The sequence below is a fragment of the Neolewinella persica DSM 23188 genome (genome assembly GCF_000373105.1).
Classification (GTDB): domain Bacteria; phylum Bacteroidota; class Bacteroidia; order Chitinophagales; family Saprospiraceae; genus Neolewinella; species Neolewinella persica.
The window spans coordinates 72738-93813 of the sequence record NZ_KB890491.1 but is presented as its reverse complement, the minus strand read 5'-3'; the positions used below and the strand labels follow the sequence as shown (position 1 = coordinate 93813).

The following is a 21076-nucleotide window of genomic DNA, read 5'->3' as shown; positions in this document are numbered from 1 at the left end:
TGGGGATGGAGAAGGAGTGAGTGGCTACCGCAGGTACCGCTCACTGCGCTTGCTCGCCGGTGGAGTACCTGAACAACAACATTACCTCCGGGGCAGGCCCGGAGGGCTACGGGATATACACAAGTTTACATTAGTGATCCCGACCGTCGTTTTACACCTCCGAGGAGCTCGCGGCTGCGCCAGCTCGACGCCTCGGAGGAGAAAACGCCTCTGGTCAAGACAAAAACGTAGTGATTTTCTCCTCCTAGGCATCTTTTGGTCTGACGTAGTCGGCCAAAAGTTCCTCGGAGGCGTAAAATCGAACTGCGAGGGGCCATGTAAAGATGTGTGTATACCGTAGCCCGGAGGGCCATCTCTCGTAGCGAGGGATCAGCGCCGATCCGCAGGATCAAGCGCAGCCCCTCGTATTCGTTAATGACACCCTGCTCCTCCATACCTTCCCTTTGGGGACCACGGCGGAAGCCGTGTACAGGGGCTTTTGCACCTGCGGCCGCGCCCCAAAAAACACCTTTAGTATTGACCAAAAACCTCCACTATTTGATCAAAACCCCAATAAACGTTACTTTTGCGCAATATTTCGGGTCAACGACCTTTTGAAGCGTACGGGATCAAGCACTCATTATTGTTTAACAGACATCCCTGCGGCCATCTAGATCGCTTGTACTTCGAAGACTAACAATCTTCTTAAACAAGTAAATCTCTTTCCACATTATGGTTTCAACTATTCTATTGGCGATCCCTGCGTTGGGTATTCTCGCCTTGGTTTTCATGTTCATCAAATCCGCCGGCGTATCCAAGTTGGATCCCGGCAACGAACTGATGCAACGCATCGGCAAGAACATTGCTGATGGCGCAATGGCCTTCCTCAAGGCCGAGTACAAAGTACTCGCTATTTTCGTGGCCGTCGTCGCTGTTATTCTGGCCGTTACTGCAGATCCCGCTACCTCCAGCATGATGATCGCTGTGGCATTTGTGCTCGGTGCCATCTGTTCTGCGCTGGCTGGTTTCATCGGTATGAACGTAGCCACAAAAGCCAACATTCGTACTACCCAGGCTGCTCGTACCAGCCTCGGAAAAGCCCTCGGCGTTGCCTTTGATGGTGGTGCCGTTATGGGCCTTGGTGTTGTCGGTCTTGGCCTTTTGGGCCTCGGCTCCCTCTTCCTGCTCTTCAAAGGACAGTTTGCTGCCGACATCATGATCACCGACGCTACTTCAGCTATTGCCGCTAAAGGTGCTATGCTTAAGGTTATTACCGTCATCACTGGTTTCTCCTTTGGTGCCTCTTCCATCGCCCTGTTCGCCCGTGTTGGCGGCGGCATCTACACCAAGGCAGCCGACGTTGGCGCTGACCTCGTAGGTAAGGTCGAAGCCGGCATCCCCGAAGATCACCCCCTCAACCCCGCGACGATCGCCGACAACGTTGGTGACAACGTTGGTGACGTAGCCGGTATGGGTGCTGACCTTTTCGAGTCTTACGTTGGTTCTATTATTGGTACCATGGTAATCGGTGCAGCGTTCATGACGATGCCCTCTTTTTACGAAACGGACCTCAATGGCCTCAACGGCGTATTGCTTCCCCTCGTGGTAGCCGGTATCGGCATTCTTGCTTCCATCATAGGTACGTTCTTCGTCCGCGTGAAGGAAGGTGGTGATCCCCAGAAAGCCCTCAACCTCGGCGAGCTGATCGCTGCCGTTATTATGTTGGTCGCTACGTTCTTTGCCGTAACCACACTGATGCCCGACACTTGGTCGGCCGTAAACAGTAACGGTGTCGAGACGGTCTACACCAACATGGGTGTCTTCTATGCCATCCTTCTTGGCCTCGTTGCCGGTCTTGGTATTGGTTACATCACCGAATTCTACACTGGTACGGGCACTAAGCCAGTACAGGGTATTGTTGACCAGTCGCTGACTGGTGCTGCCACCAACCTCATCGCCGGCCTCGCCGTCGGTATGCGCTCTACCGCCATCCCTATCGTGATTCTCTGTACGGCCATCATCGGTTCTTACTACTTCGCCGGCCTTTACGGTATCGGCATCGCTGCCGTTGGCATGTTGGCTAACACGGGTATCCAGTTGGCTATCGACGCTTACGGTCCTATTTGTGACAATGCCGGTGGTATCGCCGAAATGGCTGGTCTGCCTAAGGAAGTACGCGAGCGTACGGACAAGCTTGACGCCGTTGGTAACACTACTGCCGCCATCGGTAAGGGTTTCGCCATCGGTTCTGCTGCACTGACTGCACTCGTTCTCTTCGCTGCCTTTATGCAGACGGCGCAGATCACGAGCATCGACGTTGCCAACCCCTTCGTAATGGCTGGCCTCTTCCTGGGTGCTATGCTTCCCTTCCTCTTCTCTGCCTTCTCCATGGAGGCTGTTGGTCGCGCTGCGAACGATATGATCCAGGAAGTTCGCCGCCAGTTCAATGAGATTCCTGAGCTGAAAGCTGCGCTTGAAGTAATGCGCCGTGCTGGTCACGACACCTCTAAGTTCAACGCTGCTGACCTCGCTACCTTCAACGCTGCTGACGGCAAAGCCGACTACGAGAAGTGTGTAGAGATTTCAACCAAAGCTTCCATTCGCGAAATGGTAATGCCCGGTCTGATCGCCGTACTTGCCCCAGTAGTTGTTGGTTTCGCGCCACAACTCTTCGGTGCTGATCCTTCTATGGGTGCACAGATGCTCGGTGGTCTCCTCGCCGGTGTAACTTCTGCTGGTGTGATGATGGCCATCTTCCAGTCCAACGCCGGTGGCGCATGGGACAACGCCAAGAAGATGTTCGAAGAAGGTGCGTCTGTTCAGGGCACCATCTACCACAAAGGGTCTGAGCCGCACAAAGCTGCCGTTGTTGGTGACACCGTAGGTGATCCGTTTAAGGATACTTCTGGTCCCTCGCTGAACATCCTGCTGAAGCTGATGGCCGTTGTGTCATTGGTTATTGCGCCGTTCCTGGTGTAAGACTGAGTTAGTGAATAACTAAGTTAATGAGTGGCTGCCGCACGTTGGTGTGGCAGCCACTTGTTTTTTTGGGGCGGGGCCGCAGGTGCAAAGGACGTTTGGAGGAGCAGAGACCCCCTGGCCTAGCTGAAGCCCTGTCAACCAAAGCTCGGATTGAATAATAGTAGGAAGGCCAGCCGCCAATCGGAAGGGGTAGTAGCATCTACTCTTTAAATCTTTGACATGCGTCGTCATTGTTTTATGTATTCGGCTATTTTGGCGGTCTGCTTGTCTGGGGGGAGTTTACCAGGGCAGGTTAATCCCCCGCCACTACCTAAGGTTCAAGAAATTTTTGCCGTCGTAAAAAACATTCCAACCTTTCCGGGGTGCGAGCACCTTGGAGATCGTAATGAGCAACGGAAATGTGCGGATGGAAAGCTGCTAGCCTTCATTTATGGCAATCTGGAATATCCAGAAAAGGCACGACGTAACCAGGAAAAAGGAGATGTTCTCGTTCAATTTATTGTGGAGAGAGACGGTACCGTACAGTATGCTCAAGTTGTATCGCCAACTCCAATCAGCTTCGGAGAAGAAGGGCTTAGATTGATCCATTTGATGAGGAAGAAAGGTTACAAGTGGAACCCGGGCCCATCCGCAGGGCTGCCAATGCGAGCATTGTTTCAACTTTCCGTCGAGTTTAAACTAGAGGAAGAACGACCGCTTTCTTACCGCCCTGAATTGGCTTTTGTAAAAGAAATGAGCCGAGGAGAACTACTTGTCCCACCGCCACCACCGCCACCTCCCATGGTTGAAGACTCCGAGTCCGTTGTACTAGCTACAGCGGTCGAAGAGGCTCCACTTTTCCCTGGCTGCGAAGACCTCCCTAGCTACGCCGAAAAGAAGACCTGTGCCGATAAGAAGATGCTGGAATTCACTTACAGAAACATCACAACCCCGAAAACCCCACCAGAGGAGCAAGTTCACGGAATGGTTGTAGTAACTTTCATCGTAGAAAAAAACGGTAGTATTAGCAATGTGAAAACGGTTCGGGACATAGGCTTTGGCTTAGGGGCAGAAGTAGAACGTGTCATCAACCTGATGAGCTCGAAAGGTATCAAATTCAATCCGGGTAAAAGTGGCGGCAGGACCAAACGGGTGCGCTTTAATATCCCGGTCAGGTTTCATATTGGCTGTACTTAATGATTTACTAAACCAAAATGGCATAGTCTTCTTTTAGGAGGGTAACAATTTATCTATGCCTCAATCTACGACCCCATCATGGATGGGAATCACCCTAAAGCTCGCCGCCATCTACAACCTACTGTGGGGCGCCTGGGTCGTCCTCTTTCCCCAGCACTTCTGGGAACTGGTGGGGATGGAACCCATGCGTCACCCAATGATATGGCAGGGTATGGGGATGGTCATCGGTGTTTACGGCCTGGGGTATTGGTGGGCGAGTTATGACCCAATGCGGCACTGGCCCATCGTTGCGGTTGGTGGTCTGGGTAAACTGTTCGGCCCAGCGGGATTTCTGATGAATTACGCTACCGGTCTGGTTCCTTTCGGCTTTTTCTACACCTTGATCACTAACGATTTTATTTGGTGGATTCCCTTTGGACTTATCCTGTGGCGGGTACATAAAGTTTACCGATGGAGACTGACCTCCTAGATTTCCAAATTTTGCTCGCGCCGCGGCTGGTTCTTGACACTGCCGCCATGATCCTTGTCTGGCTCGTACAGTTGGTGATCTACCCTGCCTTTCTGTACTTCCCTAATCGGGTGTTCCGGAGATGGCATACGGTGTACACCCAGCGGGTGACCTACGTGGTGCTGCCCGTCATGTTAGGGCAGTTAGGTTTATACTGCTGGTTAACGTTGGCCCATCCGAGCTGGGATATTGTCTTGAACCTTGTCCTTACGCTGGCCGTCTGGGGTACAACCTTTTTTCGAGCCGTGCCGTTGCACGGCGCCCTTGATCAGGCAGAAGACCATCTCCCGCTATCCACGAAATTAGTTGCCTTAAATTGGTGGCGAACCGGCCTATGGACGACTATTTGGGTGGTTTCAATACTCGCGTGCTTTGATGCCTGGTAATTAACCGATCTTGCCGACACTCTTTATTTCTGTCTGGTCTAGCAACCCGCAAAAACCCCTCTATGCGCAGGCGAATCGTTCTAATTTTTCTAAGCCTTCTACTAAGCTTTCAGGTTTCGCAGGCGCAGGGCCTCATTGATAAGGTAACCGACTTAATGGAATTCAACCTGGGGAAGCCACCAGCGGACTCCACCGGCTTCCAGACCAGAATCGTCCTGGCACCCATCGCGTACTACGAGCCCAATACCAGTTTGGGTTTTGGTTTTGGCGCAAACCTGTTGTTTAAAACCAGGAATGCCGGGGCAGATACCCGGACCTCCAACATCCCGATTGGCATCAGTTATACGTTAAAGAATCAGGTTTTCTTTACCTCTGGTTATACCATCTTCTTTCCGGAAGAACGCTGGCTGTTACGGGGCAACCTGGACTACACCGATTTCCCCCAGAATTATTTCGGCGTTGGCAATGGAACGACGGAGGCCGACCAGAGTGCCATCACCTATCAGCGGTTACTGATCGAGCCTTTACTACTGCGGCAAGTAGCCCCAAAACTGTTTACCGGCGGCGGCTTTCGGTACAACACTTACTACAATAACTTCCTGGTGGAAGAAACGGAAGCCCTGCCCGCAGGCACGGATTTGCAAGATAGCCTGGGCAGCAAAAATGTAGGCCTCGAATTCGCTGCCTCCTACGACAACCGGGACAACGTACTCAACGCGCAGAAAGGAATCCTGGCAGAGTTCACCCAGGGTTTTTACGGTACGGCCTTAGGGGGAACCAGTGTTTTCCAACTCAGCAAACTGGATTTACGTGGTTACCGGAGGTTAAGCCCCAGGGCCGTGTTGGGTTTTCAGCTTTTCGGCCGCTACGCCGCTGGCGACGCCCCCATTCAGGAACTGAGCTCGCTGGGCGGGCCGGACCTCCTGCGGGGTTTTCAGGAATTCCGGTTCCGGGAGCGACTGGCGGTCTTCGTGCAAGCGGAGTACCGTTGGCAAACCTGGCAGAGCGTAGGGTTTGTCTTTTATGGTGGTGCCGGGCAAGTGGCTTCCGAAGTAGCCGCGCTGGCCTTGCCGGAGTTGCGCTACACACTCGGCACCGGCCTGCGCGTCACCATCATACCAAAGGAAAACATCAATCTGCGGGTGGATTATGCACTGGGGCTTGGGAAGAGTAATGGTAGTGGGTTTTATTTGGGGCTGGGGGAGGCTTTTTAGGGCGCGGACGCAGAGTGCAGGGGAAGAATGGGTTGAAAATGTACTCATAACAGAAGACGTCTACTGATCAATTATTAACCGTATTGAATTGCTTGAGTTTAACGCGCCTACACAAGATGGATGCTCTTTCTGATTTTGTTACATCGGTAACCGCTCTTCCGTTATCTGACGAAATTGCTGAGAAATCAATTTGGGTTCACAAGCAGCAGAAGATAAAACTGCCCGACGCCATAATTGCGGCAACGGCTCTTGTCCACAATTTGGTCATCATCTCCCGCAACACAAAGGATTTCAAGGACATAGAAGGTCTGGAAGTAAAGAACCCACATAAAAAATAAATTGTCAGATGCATCCACCACGGGGGAACATCATTGCATCATAAGTGCAAAGCGTGGCCCGAAATGTCCTTCTCCAATTACTTAAAACTGAGCCTTTTCTTTACCTTGGTTACTACGCTGACAGGGCTTTTCCTATTAGGAGGAAATGTAAGCAAGGAAAGACATGACGTTCCCTATTGCAGTTTTAGTTTTAAAGACGGCCTTAGCGCCGACGCTCCTGAAGTAAAAGCATCAGCGTCACCAATAGTAGAAGAACTCGTCCACGTACGAGAAGAAATGCCGCTATTTTCCGGTTGTAACGACCAGAAAGGATATTATCATAAAAAAGTGTGCGCGGATAGTTCATTGATGGCCTTTATTCAAAAAAACCGCCAGTATCCTTACGAGGCGTGGCGGGACAGTGTACAGGGGATGGCAGTTGTCAGCTTCGTAGTGGAAAAAGATGGTACAATAACCGAAGCAAAAGTGGTGCGAGATCCGGGAGCAGGTACCGGCGCAGAGGCATTGCGGGTGGTGAAGCTGATGAACCAACAAAAAATCCATTGGATTCCTGGTAGACAGGGCGGTAAGGTGGTTCGGGTGCAGTTTAACCTACCGGTGAAATTCAAGCTGGATGGTGGGACTAAGGTGGCACCTCCTCCTCCTCCACCAGCACCACCTCCTGCAAGCAATGAAGTAGTCTGTTCTCTCCCAAATTCACGTATGCCACTATTCCCCGGCTGCGAAGACCTGGGAAGCTATACGGAGCGAAAAGCCTGCTCCGATAAAAAGCTGTTGGAGTTTGTTTACGGGAACTTAAAGTACCCACCTGTAATTCTTCAATCAAGTTTTGTAGGAACAGCAGTCATTAGTTTCATCATTGAAAAAGACGGCTCGGTTAATGATCCGAAAATCATTCGTGATCCGGGGGCAGGTACCGGAGAAGAGGCACTTCGGGTTGTTAATCTGATGAATGAGAAAGGGCTTAAATGGAATCATCCGCCCACTAATGGTCGGCGGCAAAGAGTACAGTTTAACTTACCGGTTAAGTTTAAACTGGAGTGAGAAGCGCAGAACCTGCTTATGGTTTGCTCCCTAACGAATTGCTTTGCTCCTGCGTCCGCGCCAAGATGGCGTGAAGTAAAAAAAGCCAAGCTAGCCCACCATAATCTCTACAGCCTGCATCCGTCAATAAAACCCAAATCCCAATGTTCCCCTCCCGCAGCCCCTATCTCCGCCTGAGTATTCTCCTTGGCCTGTTCATTCCCGCCTTTGTCGGCGGGCTGTTTTTAGCCTTCAATACGAATGATCACCAAGAGCACAAGCACCGCCACTACGCGCACGACCACCACGAAGCGGCAAAAATTAAAGCCCTGGAAGAGCGCCTGCAGGCGCTGAGTGCCACTGATGCCCCCCCGTCCACGGAAAGCCGCAAGGTACACAAGGTGGTCGATCAAATGCCCATCTTCCCCGGCCGCAATTGCGGCGACCAGAACGACTACAAAAAGCGCAAACAGTGCGCTGACCGAGCGATGCTGGAGTACATCTACAAAAACGTCCGTTACCCCAAGCGCGCCCGCGATCGGAACGTTTCCGGAATGGCCGTGGTCAGTTTCATAGTGGAACCCCATGGCGTAATCACAAATATTGAAGTGGTCCGCGATCCCGGCAGCGGACTAGGCGAAGCCGCCGCCAAAACCGTCCGCAAAATGCGTAAGGATAACCTACGCTGGGAGCCGGGCCTGCACAAAGGCAAGCCCGTTGCCGTACGGTTTAATTTGCCGGTAAAGTTTACGTTGGAGTAGCACTATTTTTCAGGTCTTTACTTTTAAAGGATAACTGGTACTTTGCCTGCTTCTATCACCTTTCTTTGCCCCCTGCGGCCGCGCCTGAGTGTTTTAGCATAAATTCCGCTCACTAAGTCACGCTCCGTATCTACGGTAGCCGTTAATATCGTCAGGAGCTCCAAAGGTGTAAAGCTGCTCCTGTTGTGGTGAACATATTACAACACTTGGTTAATTTATCTGAATAATTCTTAGCTTGAGCCAAGCTTGCCTTTAAGCTGTTTAAAAGAATACTGGAATGAACCGCTTCTTACTCTTATTTGCCTTCCTGCTCTCCACGTTGGCCCTACGTGCTCAAACAAACATCACTTTTTGCGTTGATATGACAAGTGTGGCGGGCAGTACCGACTTCGCTGCACAAGCGATTGCCTTTGACTTCAACGGCTTCAATTCCGGAGGTACTCCCCTCTCCGACCCCGAGGGTGATAACATCTTTTGTGGAACATTCAGCCTTGGTGCTGGTGAAGTACGGTTCAATTTCTTCTACGCCGCAGCTGGTGGCGCAGGAGGACCTGAAAACCTCGATCCACTTGCTGGTCAGGCTTGTGTGAATAGTGGTGACGGTGGCATAAAACGTACCTATACCGTATTGAATGGCCAGCCTGAAACGATTTCTTTTGTTTGGGAAAGCTGTGATGGGTCGATGCCCGTAGAACTGACGGGCTTCAGCGGTGAGGCTATGGCGAAACACAACCGCCTGTATTGGACGACGGCCAGAGAAGAGAATGTACAGTGGCACATCCTGGAGCGTAGTAATCGTGGTCGGAATAATTGGGAAGAAGTGGCGCGAACGCAGGGTGCAATGTTCTCGACGGAAGAGCAAGGCTACACTCTCGACGACGAAACTCCGCCATCCACTGCCTATTACCGGCTTCGGAGTGTGGATTACGACGGAAGCGAAGGCATTAGCCCCATCGTTTTACTGGAACGGAGCACTGATGGTATCGTTATCCAGGCTTTCCCAAATCCCGCAGGAGATCGGTTGGACGTAGTTCTGAACAGCAAGGAGGTGCGTACCGCTGGCCTTTCACTTTTCACGGCCGATGGCCGGGAGGTACTGTCCGATAACCGCCGGCTTAATGCTGGGTCCAACAACATTTCCCTCAACCTGAGAACTGTCCCAACGGGAATCTACTTCCTACGGGTTGGAGAGCAGGTAATGCGGGTAGTACGGAATTAAGCTCTGTATTAAGGGGAGACTAAACATCCTGAGTTTAGCCTCCCCTCCAATCAGCTCCTGAAGCTCAGTACTTACTTTTTGATTCCCGGCACCCCTGTCGGAGCCGCCTGCTGCCATTCAAAAGCTGGTGCTTTCCGAACTTCCGGGTACAGCTCATCCAGGCTATCAGCCTCGTAGAGGCGGCCGTTCTTCATTACCATTTTCACCGTATTGGAGTTGCGGATATTGTCCAGTGGGTTTTTATCCATTATGACCAGATCGGCCAGTTTGCCCGGCTCAATACTACCCAGGTCATTGCTGAGCCCGAGGGACTCTGCCCCCAGAATAGTTGCGACCCGGAGTGCATCATGGGTGGAAAGTCCGCCAGACTGCACACTCCACAGTTCCCAGTGGTACCCTAACCCTTGTAGTTGGCCGTGGGAACCCACGCCGGCGAGGCCGCCGGCCTCGACCAGGTCTTTGACGAAGACGGCATGGTCTTTAAACACATGCTCCTCTTCCATGAACCAGCCGTCGTTTCGGCGGCGGGACTTAGCGTCCAGCTCCGATTTTGGCGTGAAGAAATTCAGCTTCGGGTCTCCATTGACGTCCTCCGTAGCGTAGTAGTAATTCTCCGCCCAGGGGCCGCCGTAGGCGACCAGCAGGGTTGGCGTGTAGGTCGTCTTCGATTCCGCAACGAAGGTTTTAAAGTCTTCATAGAGCGGGTAGATCGGGAAGGCATGTTCGTGGCCAGGGTAACCGTCGAGAATCTGGGTGACGTTGAGCTTGAAATCCAGTCCACCTTCTGTGGTCGGCATCAGCTTTTGCTCCTTGGCGGCCATGATGATCCACTGCCGGTGCTGACGGTTTCCCGTCAGGTACATCTTTATCGTCTTAGTGTTGTAGTACTCGGAATACTGTTTGAGGACATCGCGGGCTTGCTCCAGGCTTTTGATGTTGTAAGCCCAGTAACCTACCCCGGGGCCGGTGGAATAAACACGCGGGCCGTAGATCATGCCGGCATCGACCATATCTGCATAGGTCAGGACATCGGTTGTCGCCGTCTGCGGATCGCGGGTAGTGGTAACTCCGTAGGCCAGGTTAGCGGCGTAGACCCAAACCTGGTTTTTATGTATGCCCCAGGCTGGCCACATGTGGGCGTGTGTATCCACAAAGCCCGGCGTGATGGTCTTACCGCTCATGTCCATCACTTTGGCCCCGCTCGTTCCTTTGAGGGAACCTGTTTTACCGACGCTCACGATCCGGTTATCCTTAATCAAAACGTCCCCTCGCTCGAAAATCTCCTTTCCTTTCATGGTGATGAGGCGGGCGTTCTTCAACAAAACGGTGCCTTTAGGAATGTCTCGGGCAACTTCCACTTTGATGCGAATCTCATCCGCTTCGTAAGCCTTTTCCTCGTCTTTTTTATCTTCCTCTTTCTCGTCCTTCTTTTCTTCTCCTTCCTTTTTCTTCTCTTTTGCTTTCGCTTTTTTGATGGCCTCCAGTTCTTCATCGCGAGCCTTAGCGTCGGCGAGATCATAGCTAAAGAAAGCGTTCCCTAATGACCAGTATACTTTCTTTGCGTCTGAACTCCACTGTGGGAATTCACCGCCCATTTTGGTTAGTTTACGGGCGGGAAATGCGGCCTTGTCGGTGTCGGCAACGTTGATCGTAAAGGTCTCTCCTCCCAGGTAAGGAATGGTCACTGCATAAATCTCGTTATTGATTTTAGCGATGGCCCGGTTGCCCTCCGGTGCCATTAAGACCACATTGGCCGTGGAAGGTTTTTTCGTTGGTTCCGAGGCAGTTTCGGGCAGGCTGTGGTGGTCGACGATATCGTGGATAGAGCCGTAGGTGGTAATGCCGGTAATCTTGATCAGGGATTTCTCGTCCGTGCCATCCCAACGAATCGAGACGAGGCCTTCGGAGCCATATAGGAAAATTCGGTCCTTCTTGTTTTTGACGAAGTGGGGTGTACCCCGGCGTTTCCCTTTTTCAATCAAGTTCTCTGCTCCGCCGCTGGCGGAGATCCAACGGAGTTCGTCCTGGGTACCAAAGGTTTGAGGGCCGTCACCATCCTGGTAAGCCTGTTTCGTTCCCCGACCGTAAACGATGCGGTCTCCGGCGGAATTCCAGGCGGGTTCGGAGTAGATGGCGGACTGGGTCGTCAACCGGACCGGCTGGCCACCGGCGGCAGAAATTTTCTGGAGGTACCCACCCTCCGTATCGTTCCAGGTGACGTAGGCGATTTCTTTACCATCCGGGCTCCAGGCCGGCATTGCCTCAGTGTAGTTTACGCTGGTCAACCGGCGCGGTGTACCCTGGGGCAGGTCCATCAGGTATAGGCGGTTGAGGGCCGTAAAGGCAAGCTGTTTCCCGTCAGGGGAAACGACACCATCCCTGATTTGTGTGACGGTCATCAGCGGATCGTCACTGATGGGATAATCAAACTTCAGTCGCGGACCGACGACCAGGTCTTCCTCAACGCGGAAGGGGATGTTGAGGGCATCACCGCCAGCGATGGGTAGCTTATAAATCTTACCGCCGTAGGAGGCGACCAGGTGCTTGCTGTCTGGCGTAAATGACATGGCTGGGAGAACCCCCAGTGGCGCGATGGACTCTTGCTCGTCGCGCTGAACGGGGTAGGCCAGCCACTTCTCGTCACCGGTCTCCAGGTTACGGGCCATCAGGCCCGTTTCGTCGTTCCAACGACTGCCAAAGACCAACCACTTTCCATCCGGTGAAAGTGTAGGGGTGAAGGCGGAGCCGTAACGGGAAGTTTGGGCGGCTATTTTACCTGTTTCCCGATCGTAGGTAGCTATCTGGTACTGCGGAAATTTGGCGTTGTACTGCCAGGCGCCCGTACGCTGAGCGAACCAGATGTAGCGTTCGTCCGGACCGAAAGTTGGTTCCACCGTCTTGAGGTTTTCAGGCTTTTTGATGAGCTGAGCGCCACTGCCACCATCTTTATGGTACATATGTAGTTTGAGGTTCCTCGTGCCTTTGCTTACGACAATATATTCCCCGTCCGGTGTCCACTCTGCCGACTGCATATTGAAGTTATCACCCTTGGTCACCTGGGTACTGTCCCCTTTTTCCAGATTCATGGTCCAGGCGTTGTTGCCGCCGCTGCGGTCAGAAAGAAAAAGGAGGGACTTCCCATCGGGGGAGAATTTAGGGTGGGAGTCGAAGGAGAGCCCTTCGGTGATGCGCTTTGCCTGGCCACCTTCCATGGGCAGCAGGTAAAGATCTCCCAACATATCGAAGGCGATGGTTTTGCCGTCGGGGCTGACATCCAGGGAAAGCCAGGTACCGTTGTCGGTATTTATTTTAATGGTCCGGTCGGCCACCAGGGGTAACCCTTTTTTGGTATCTACTTTAGTAGAATCCGTTTTGACGGAGGTAGTATCAGATTGGGCAAAGCCACTTAGGGAAAGGCTCAGCGCCAGTAGTAATAGAAAGGTTCTCATGCTGTGTATGTGGTAATGGTTAAGGTCTTGCCAAATTTACGGTTTTTGTGATTGGGGGTAATACCCTGCTTTTGACCTGCACTTTGCACCTGCGTCCTCGCCCAAATTCTACAACGACTCTTGCGGGCACATATGGCCGTGGGGGGACTACTGGAGATCGTTCTATTGGGTGCTTTTAATAGGAACCGTGGGGCAACCACAAGTGATTGTCTCTACTGGACGCTTTCAATACAACCCGTGGGGCGACCGCAAGGGATCGCCCCTACTGGACGCTTTCAATATGGCCACGTTCGCTACGCGAACGCAATACACCTAAAAGGAAGGAATGCGCGCGTAGCGTACCACCTCCCCGTCCGGTTTTGCCTGATCGGTACGTAGGTAAAACTTGACCAAAAGGCAATCAGCGAAAATTCGCTAATTTTGCAGTGCCTTATCTTTCGATCATGCCAGACTTCATTTTTACCGACAACCCCGTAGCTATCCACTATGCCATTCCGGCGTTTATCCTTCTCCTGATGGTCGAGATCGGTGTTGCAGTTTGGGAACAGCGGGATTGGTACGAAACGAAAGATACCATCAGCTCACTAAGCATGGGCATCGGCAATGCCATTATTCGGCTCTTCACTAAGGTGGTCATTATCGGTATCTACTTTTTCCTTTATCAATACCGCCTTTTCGATTTGGGTGCCGCCTGGTGGGTATGGGTGCTCTGCTTTTTCGCTGAAGACCTGAGCTACTACATTTTCCATCGAACCAGCCACAGTGTTCGCTACTTTTGGGCAAGCCACGTAGTACATCACAGTAGTCAGAAATATAACCTGGCCACTGCCCTGCGACAAACCTGGACCGGGCAACTTTCCGGTGCGTTCATCTTTGCCCTTTGGCTTCCGCTGGTCGGTTTCCACCCCATCATGGTCGCTATTTTCGGCAGTGTGAGCCTGATCTATCAGTTTTGGATTCATACCGAGTCAATCAACAAGATGTGGCGACCCATTGAGTTCGTTTTCAACACGCCGAGCCATCACCGCGTCCACCACGGCAGCGACGTAGAATACCTGGACCGTAATCACGGCGGAGTCCTCATTATCTGGGATCGGCTTTTCGGCACCTTCGCCCCGGAGACACATCGGCCGACGTACGGCCTGGTAACCAATATCGATACTTTTAACCCGTTACGAATCGCTACGCATGAATGGGCGGCCATCGGGCGGGATGTTTGGCGGGCACCAGACTGGCGAAGCCGGTTCAATTACGTTTTCGGTCCTCCGGGGTGGAGCCATGATGGTAGCCGGAAGACTAGTGCGCAATTGCGGGAAGAAAGTGGAGGAAGGGAGTCAGATAGTCAGGTAGTCAGGTAGTACCGTGTCAAATGCTCGCTACCGCTCGTGAAGCTGCCGCGCTTTACCTGACTTTCAGTTTCACGAGCGATAGTGAGCTCCCACTTGCGGTAGCCGACTATTTGACTACTTGACTATCTTTGCCCCCCCAAATTGACCAAATATGAAAATTGCCGTAGTAGGAACGGGCTATGTTGGCCTGGTCACCGGAACTTGTTTTGCCGAAACCGGCAACGACGTTATTTGCGTTGACATCGACGCTGCCAAAGTAGAGAAAATGCGCAATGGTGAAGTACCGATCTATGAACCAGATCTCGACGTGCTTTTCGAACGCAACCGGCGGCAGGGCCGCCTCAAATTCACTACCGATCTAAAATCTGCCGTTGACCACGCCGAGATCATCTTTCTCGCCTTACCGACTCCTCCCGGTGCTGATGGTTCCGCGGATCTTCGTTTTATTCTTGGTGTTGCGGATGACCTATCGGGCATGATTAACCACTACACCGTAGTGGTCGATAAAAGTACCGTTCCCGTAGGCACTGCCGAGCAGGTCCACAGCCGGCTGGCGGCCAAGCTCGACGAAAACCTGTTCGACGTCGTGTCCAACCCTGAATTTCTCCGGGAAGGCGTTGCCGTCGACGATTTCCTGAAGCCCGACCGGGTCGTGATTGGCACCAACAGCACCAAAGCTGAAGAGGTGATGCGCCGTCTGTACGAGCCCTTCGTTCGTTCCGGCAACCCGATCATTTTTATGGACATCCGGTCAGCCGAAATGACTAAGTACGCCGCCAATTCTTACCTCGCTACGCGCATCAGTTTCATGAACGAAATTGCTAACCTGTGTGAAGGTCTGGGCGCGGACGTAGATGCAGTGCGCAAGGGGATGGGCAGTGATAGTCGCATCGGTAAACGCTTTCTGTTTCCGGGTGTCGGCTATGGGGGAAGTTGTTTCCCAAAAGATGTCCAGGCACTGGCCCGGACCGCTGGCCAGAACGATTACGACTTTCAGATCCTCAATGCCGTTATGGCCGTCAATGATCGCCAACGACTGCGCATTGCGGATAAGATAGAAGCGTATTACGGTGATGACCTCGCTGGTAAAACCATCGCCTTATGGGGCTTGGCGTTCAAACCAAATACGGACGACATCCGGGAAGCTCCCGCGCTTTATACCATTGACCGGCTGCTGGCCGCTGGTGCTACCGTGCGGGCCTACGACCCCGAAGCAATGAACAACGTTGAAGCCCTTTACGGCAACAAAGTAACCTTTTGCGACGACCAGTACGAAGCGCTCGACGGTGCCGACGCCCTGGCCATCGTTACCGAGTGGTCCGCCTTCCGCACCCCCGACTTCGACCGCATGAAAACAGCCCTTAACCAGTCCGTCATCTTCGACGGTCGTAACCTGTACGATCTGCGCCGGATGGTGGAAGCCGGGTTTTACTACGACAGCATCGGCCGGTCGACGGTAAAGTAAACCGACTGCCTTTCCCCGCTTTTTGTACTGCCCAATCCGTCCCCAATGAAAATTGCCCTTATCGGTACCGCTCATCCTTTTCGTGGTGGCCTTGCCTCTTATAACGAGCGGCTTGTCCTTGAACTACAAAATCAGGGACACACCGCCGACCTGTACACCTTTACCCTGCAGTATCCCAACCTGCTCTTTCCCGGGGAGACCCAGTACTCCGATGAGCCAGCTCCACAAAACATCAACATCATAGAATGCGTCAATTCGGTGAATCCGCTGAACTGGTGGAGCGTTGGTAACCGGATAAAAAATGCCGATTACGATCTGGTGTTGATAAAGTTCTGGCTCCCCTTTATGGGACCTTGTTTCGGGACCATTCTGCGGCGGATAAAGCAAAACCCCAAAACGACGGTGCTGTCAATCATCGACAACATCATCCCGCACGAAAGCCGACCAGGAGACACTGTTTTTGCTAAATATTTCTGTAAGCCGGTAGATGGGTTCGTGGCCATGTCCGAGGCCGTACTGAAAGACCTCGCCGCTTTTGCCGGAGACAAACCGCGGGTGTACTCCCCACATCCTATTTTTGATAATTTCGGCGCGGCGGTGCCGCGCACGAAGGCCCTTGCAGACCTCGGCCTGAACCCCGACGAGCAGCACCTCCTCTTCTTCGGCCTCATCCGTGACTACAAAGGACTCGACCTTTTGCTGGAAGCCTATGCCGATTCCCGCTTCCGACAGTCGGGCATCAAACTGATCGTTGCCGGTGAGTTTTACGCCGACCGTAAGCCCTACGACACCCTGATCGACAAGCACGGCCTGCGCGACGAGATCAAACTCGTGGATCGCTTTATTCAGGACTCCGAAGTAGCCACCTTTTTTAGTGCTGCGGACTTGGTCGTGCAGCCGTACAAAACCGCCACCCAGAGCGGAGTGACCCAAATCGCTTACCACTTCAGCAAGCCCATGATCGTTACCGACGTTGGCGGACTGGCCGAAATGTGCCCCGACGGGCGGGTGGGCTATGTTGTCTCTCCGGACCCAACTGCCATCAGCGACGCCATCTTCCGATTTTTTGAGGATACGGATCGGGAAGCTATGGCCGCTACGATTGAGGAGGAAAAACTGAAGTATGGTTGGGAGACTATGGTGGAGCGGTTGCTGGCGCTGCGGGAGGAGGCTTTGGAGTAGCAAGGCCTCGTCTGACGAGCGAGCTTACGATTACTCTATTGGATAATGCCTTTAGTCCTAAGGCTAAAAAATACTATTTACCTTCGTCCTCATGACAACCTACCGCAGTAAAGCTCCTCTTCGACTCGGCCTCGCCGGTGGCGGAACAGACGTAAGTCCGTTTTCCGATCGCTACGGCGGCGCCATCCTCAACGCCACGGTGAGCTTATATGCGCATGCAGCCCTTACACCCCGGGATGATGGTAAGATCATTCTCCGGTCCATCGACCGGGAAGAACACCTTGAACTGCCCGTTAGTGATTTTCTGGACCCGGAGTATGGGCCACTTAAGCTACAGAAAGGTGTTTATAACCGGATCGTAAAAGACTACCTCAAAGAAGGCCGTGGCTTCGAGTTGGTTACCTCCATCGACGTAAGTTCCGGATCGGGCTTAGGGACAAGTTCTACTTTATTGACGGCAGTATTAGGCGCCTTCGTCGCCTGGTTAAAATTGCCCCTTGGAGAATACGATATTGCCCAGCTGGCTTACGACATCGAACGTGTAGACCTGGGTATGGCCGGAGGTAAACAGGACCAGTACGCTGCGATTTTCGGCGGGGTCAACTTTATGGAATTTTACGCCGAAAATAGAGTAATCGTTAATCCGCTGCGTATACGTGACGACATTATAGAAGCCCTCAATTTCCACTTGCTGCTGCTATACACCCAAACCACCCGGGAAAGTGCCAACATCATCGAGCAGCAACAGCAGAACATCAAAAAGGAAAACCCAGCAGCCCTGGAGGCCACCAAAAAATTGAAGGCCCAGGCTTATGCCATGAAAGAAGCACTACTAAAAAATGAAATCGAACGAATAGGTGAAATATTGGCCGATGGTTGGGCCCAGAAGCGACAGATAGCCAAAGGTATATCGAGCCCGTTTATCGATGCCATTTACGACACGGCGGTCCAGGCGGGGGCCTCTGGAGGTAAGATTTCCGGCGCCGGCGGCGGCGGGTACATGATCTTCTTCTGCCCGGGAAATTCCCGCTATGACGTAATCGAAGCCCTCCATGCAATAAATGTTCACGTCCAGCCTTATACCTTTGTCTCCAAAGGACTCTATACATGGACCAGCTAGCGACCGTACGCCACAATCTTCAAAACTCGATCAACCTCAAACAACGCCTGTTGGATGACGAAACCGTAGTTGCCTTAGTCAGTGAAATTTCTGACGTTGTGGTGGAATGTTACCGCAATGGTGGCAAGGTATTCTTTTGCGGAAATGGCGGCTCCGCCGCCGACGCCCAGCACCTGGCCGCCGAGCTTTCTGGTCGCTACTACTACGACCGCCCCCCGCTGTTTGCGGAGGCACTCCACGTTAACACCTCTTACATCACAGCAGTAGCGAATGATTACAGCTACGATGAAATCTACGCGCGTTGGATCACCGCCATCGGCCAGAAAAACGACGTTTTGATTGCTCTGTCGACTTCGGGTAACTCCACCAACGTCGTCCGGGCCATTGAGCAAGCCAACCGCAACGGGATGAAGACAGTAGGATTCACCGGAAAAACCGGCGGTAAGATGGGCTCCATTTGCGACCTTCTCCTTGCCATCCCCGATACTGACACTCCACGCATTCAGGAATGTCATATGTTGATGGGGCACACTGTTTGTGAAATCGTGGAGGCGCGGATCTTCCCCCGTTAGTGAGTCGTTGAGTTGGTGAATTACTGAGTGGCTACCGCAAGTGCAGCTCGCAGTGCTTCGCCCGCTCACCTTATCTGTAGCACACTTTCACAAGTATTCGACTCGACATTCCTTTATCACACGCTGTACCGCCTCCAACGTGCGGCAGCAACTCAGTGACTCAGAAACCCACCAACTCACTATGGAAGCTATTATTCTTGCCGGCGGTTTCGGAACACGACTGCGCTCCGTCGTGGCCGACAAGCCCAAAGCCCTCGCCCCCATCAACGGTCGCCCTTTCCTGGAATATCTATTGGATCATCTGATCCGTGGAGGTATTGATAGCTTCGTTTTTTCCGTCGGCTATCGGGCCCAGATGATCGAGGAGCACTTCGGGGATTGTTACCATGATCGCCCCATTCAGTATGCCCTGGAAACCGAACCGTTGGGTACCGGCGGCGGGATTGCCAACGCACTCCCCTATACAAGCGGTGATACTGTTTTGGTTACCAATGGGGACTCCCTTTTCCTTACGGACCTCGCCCGGCAATACGCGCTGCATCAGCAAGTCGGTGCGCTGGCAACCCTGGCGTTACGCCCGATGAAAAATTTTTCGCGGTACGGCCGGGTGGAAGTGGATGGAGACGGACGAATCACGGCCTTCCGCGAAAAGGAGGCAGTTGAGGAAGGCCTGATCAACGGGGGTGTTTACCTTCTCCAGCGCGATGCCTTTGCCCAGGCCGGTTTAAAGGGCGCTTTTTCGCTCGAACGTGATTTTTTCGGGGCCAAAGTGGCAGATTTCCCACTTTACGGCCTTGCTGACGAGGGCTACTTCCTTGATATTGGTATCCCGGAAGATTTTGCCCGGGCACAGGAGGATTTTCTACGATTTAAGTTCAATCAGTAAAACCAGACAGGTGTTCTTTTTGCCTTCCTTTTTTCCCTTTTATCCTTCCCCCCTTTTCTAAGGGCGCGGTCGCAGGTGCAAGGTAAGTTCATTTGAGGCGCAGGGTTGACCCGGTGGTGGTGATTATTTATTACTTACCACGTACTAAACAAGCCCTTCCAGCTTAGCGTGCTGCAAGAGCATAATCGTTTTCGCGTCAATGATCTCACCTTTCCTGATCATGTTGTAAGCTTCCTCGAATTCATATTCCAACACCTCGATATTCTCCTGTTCTTCGGCGAGACCGCCGCCTTCGCTGACTTTCATATCTGCGGCGTATTCCGCCACAAAAAAGTGGAGAATTTCGGTGACGGAGCCGGGAGACATATAGGCTTGAAATACCTTACGAACATCCCTGACTTTATAGCCTGTTTCTTCTTCGGTCTCTTTACGAATACAATCTTCGGGCTCGTGCTCGTCGAGTAAGCCGGCACACGCTTCGATGAGCATGCCGTCAGAATTACCGTTGACGTAGGACGGCATTCGAAACTGCCGCGTGAGGATCACCGTTCGCCGGTCCTGGTTATACAGAAGTATAGCGGCACCGTTGCCCCGGTCGTAGGCCTCACGTTCCATGCGTTCCCATGCTCCGCCTGTCTTACGGTAATCGAAGGTGACTTTTCTGAGGGTGTACCAGTTGTCCGAAAGGACTTCGTTTTTCAGAATTTTTATTTCAGGAAATGTAGTCATTGGCGGAAATTAAAATATAGAGATACCGTTTTTTTTTGACAACGTGGTATATCCTTTACCTTGTGTGTTGTTTCCTCCAACTCTCCGAAGTATAACTGTTTGGGGGCGTTTTATTTAGCCCATGTCAATTCATGACCTACCCCATCGACGTCCCCTTCAAGAAAACCAGGCTCCTCTTTCTGCTGCTGGCCTCAGTGGGATTCATGGGGCTTTGCGTATGGTACATAACGGGTCCGGAGCGTCTTCAGGGTTTGCCCGTAGCAACTTGGGTTGTTGCGTTGGTCGGATGGATAGGTCTTATCATGACCATGACAGCATCCTTTTTTATCATTCGAATGGTTCGTAAAAACAAGGTTGCCATACGCATTGACACTAGCGGTGTTCATGATCATTCGACGGGTATCAGTATTGGGAGGATCGACTGGGAGGACATACTTGAGTTCAGGTCCACATCAGTACTGGGTAATCACTTTATTCTTGTAGACGTAAATAATCCGGAGGAATATATTTCCCGTGGAGCAGGGACGTTGGCACAAAAGAGCTTAAACGCAAACTTTCAAAGATACGGCGCACCCGTCACCATCTCGACAAACAACCTGCAGATGAAGCATGAGGAGCTGTTGGCCCTGCTGCAAAACGAGTTAAAGGGTTTCCGGGCACTGCCGGATGATCTGCGCCTGACGTTAAAAAATTCAGTGTCCAAAGAGTGGCGTAAGGTGTAACCCGCGCTTAGTTTAC

The 21076-nt window shown here is 52.4% G+C and carries 18 protein-coding genes; 16 read left to right on the top strand and 2 right to left on the bottom strand.

The annotated features are described in order from the left end of the window. The first annotated feature begins 711 nt into the window (after nt 1-711). From B036_RS0126145 to B036_RS0126100, 9 genes are all read left to right on the top strand, one after another. Nucleotides 712-2958, top strand: a complete 2247-nt coding sequence (locus tag B036_RS0126145; RefSeq protein ID WP_020571686.1) for a sodium-translocating pyrophosphatase — start codon at nt 712-714, stop codon at nt 2956-2958. A 222-nt stretch (nt 2959-3180) separates the two neighbouring features. Next, nucleotides 3181-4137: a TonB family protein gene (locus B036_RS32720; RefSeq protein ID WP_083926338.1), complete on the top strand. Its 957-nt coding sequence runs from the start codon at nt 3181-3183 to the stop codon at nt 4135-4137. Nucleotides 4138-4219: 82 nt separating this feature from the next. Beyond that, nucleotides 4220-4606, top strand: coding sequence for a hypothetical protein (locus tag B036_RS0126130; protein WP_020571684.1), 387 nt, complete (start codon nt 4220-4222; stop codon nt 4604-4606). 47 nt (nt 4607-4653) lie between these two features. Beyond that, complete coding sequence (locus B036_RS0126125) at nt 4654-5031, top strand: hypothetical protein (protein WP_157472470.1); 378 nt, start codon at nt 4654-4656, stop codon at nt 5029-5031. A 62-nt stretch (nt 5032-5093) separates the two neighbouring features. Next, nucleotides 5094-6245, top strand: coding sequence for a BamA/TamA family outer membrane protein (locus B036_RS0126120; protein WP_020571682.1), 1152 nt, complete (start codon nt 5094-5096; stop codon nt 6243-6245). 83 nt (nt 6246-6328) lie between these two features. Then, nucleotides 6329-6583, top strand: a complete 255-nt coding sequence (locus B036_RS32715; protein WP_319922332.1) for a type II toxin-antitoxin system VapC family toxin — start codon at nt 6329-6331, stop codon at nt 6581-6583. A gap of 63 nt (nt 6584-6646) precedes the next feature. Continuing rightward, complete coding sequence (locus B036_RS34370) at nt 6647-7627, top strand: TonB family protein (protein ID WP_020571680.1); 981 nt, start codon at nt 6647-6649, stop codon at nt 7625-7627. A gap of 143 nt (nt 7628-7770) precedes the next feature. After that, nucleotides 7771-8367, top strand: a complete 597-nt coding sequence (locus B036_RS32705; RefSeq protein WP_020571679.1) for an energy transducer TonB — start codon at nt 7771-7773, stop codon at nt 8365-8367. Nucleotides 8368-8644: 277 nt separating this feature from the next. After that, nucleotides 8645-9586, top strand: coding sequence for a T9SS type A sorting domain-containing protein (locus tag B036_RS0126100; protein ID WP_020571678.1), 942 nt, complete (start codon nt 8645-8647; stop codon nt 9584-9586). 71 nt (nt 9587-9657) lie between these two features. Here the strand turns inward: B036_RS0126100 and B036_RS0126095 are convergent, their stop codons facing one another. After that, on the bottom strand, nt 9658-13035 hold the full coding sequence (locus tag B036_RS0126095) for an amidohydrolase family protein (protein ID WP_020571677.1): 3378 nt from the start codon (nt 13033-13035) through the stop codon (nt 9658-9660). Nucleotides 13036-13478: 443 nt separating this feature from the next. Between B036_RS0126095 and B036_RS0126090 the strand changes: the two genes are divergently transcribed. The 6 genes from B036_RS0126090 to B036_RS0126065 all read left to right on the top strand — a co-directional run bounded on the left by B036_RS0126090 (nt 13479) and on the right by B036_RS0126065 (nt 19609). Continuing rightward, the gene (locus B036_RS0126090) at nt 13479-14393 is read left to right on the top strand and encodes a sterol desaturase family protein (protein ID WP_020571676.1); all 915 of its coding nucleotides are present in this window, start codon (nt 13479-13481) and stop codon (nt 14391-14393) included. Between the two features lie 142 nt (nt 14394-14535). Further along, nucleotides 14536-15849, top strand: coding sequence for a UDP-glucose dehydrogenase family protein (locus B036_RS0126085; protein WP_020571675.1), 1314 nt, complete (start codon nt 14536-14538; stop codon nt 15847-15849). Nucleotides 15850-15894: 45 nt separating this feature from the next. Continuing rightward, complete coding sequence (locus B036_RS0126080) at nt 15895-17031, top strand: glycosyltransferase (protein ID WP_020571674.1); 1137 nt, start codon at nt 15895-15897, stop codon at nt 17029-17031. Between the two features lie 91 nt (nt 17032-17122). Beyond that, nucleotides 17123-18151 (top strand): GHMP family kinase ATP-binding protein, encoded by a 1029-nt coding sequence (locus B036_RS0126075; protein WP_020571673.1) that lies wholly within the window; start codon nt 17123-17125, stop codon nt 18149-18151. Further along, nucleotides 18139-18723: a D-sedoheptulose-7-phosphate isomerase gene (locus B036_RS0126070; protein ID WP_020571672.1), complete on the top strand. Its 585-nt coding sequence runs from the start codon at nt 18139-18141 to the stop codon at nt 18721-18723. The genes B036_RS0126075 and B036_RS0126070 overlap by 13 nt, the downstream gene beginning before the upstream one ends. Before the next feature lie 181 nt (nt 18724-18904). Continuing rightward, nucleotides 18905-19609, top strand: coding sequence for a nucleotidyltransferase family protein (locus tag B036_RS0126065; protein WP_026232364.1), 705 nt, complete (start codon nt 18905-18907; stop codon nt 19607-19609). Between the two features lie 144 nt (nt 19610-19753). On the opposite strand, the gene nudK is transcribed toward B036_RS0126065, so the two are convergent. After that, the gene (gene nudK / locus B036_RS0126060; protein ID WP_020571670.1) at nt 19754-20338 is read right to left on the bottom strand and encodes a GDP-mannose pyrophosphatase NudK; all 585 of its coding nucleotides are present in this window, start codon (nt 20336-20338) and stop codon (nt 19754-19756) included. Between the two features lie 131 nt (nt 20339-20469). Between nudK and B036_RS0126055 the strand changes: the two genes are divergently transcribed. Beyond that, nucleotides 20470-21060 carry an STM3941 family protein gene (locus B036_RS0126055; RefSeq protein ID WP_020571669.1) on the top strand — a complete coding sequence of 197 codons (591 nt, stop codon included), beginning with the start codon at nt 20470-20472 and terminating at the stop codon, nt 21058-21060. Nucleotides 21061-21076 lie beyond the last annotated feature (16 nt).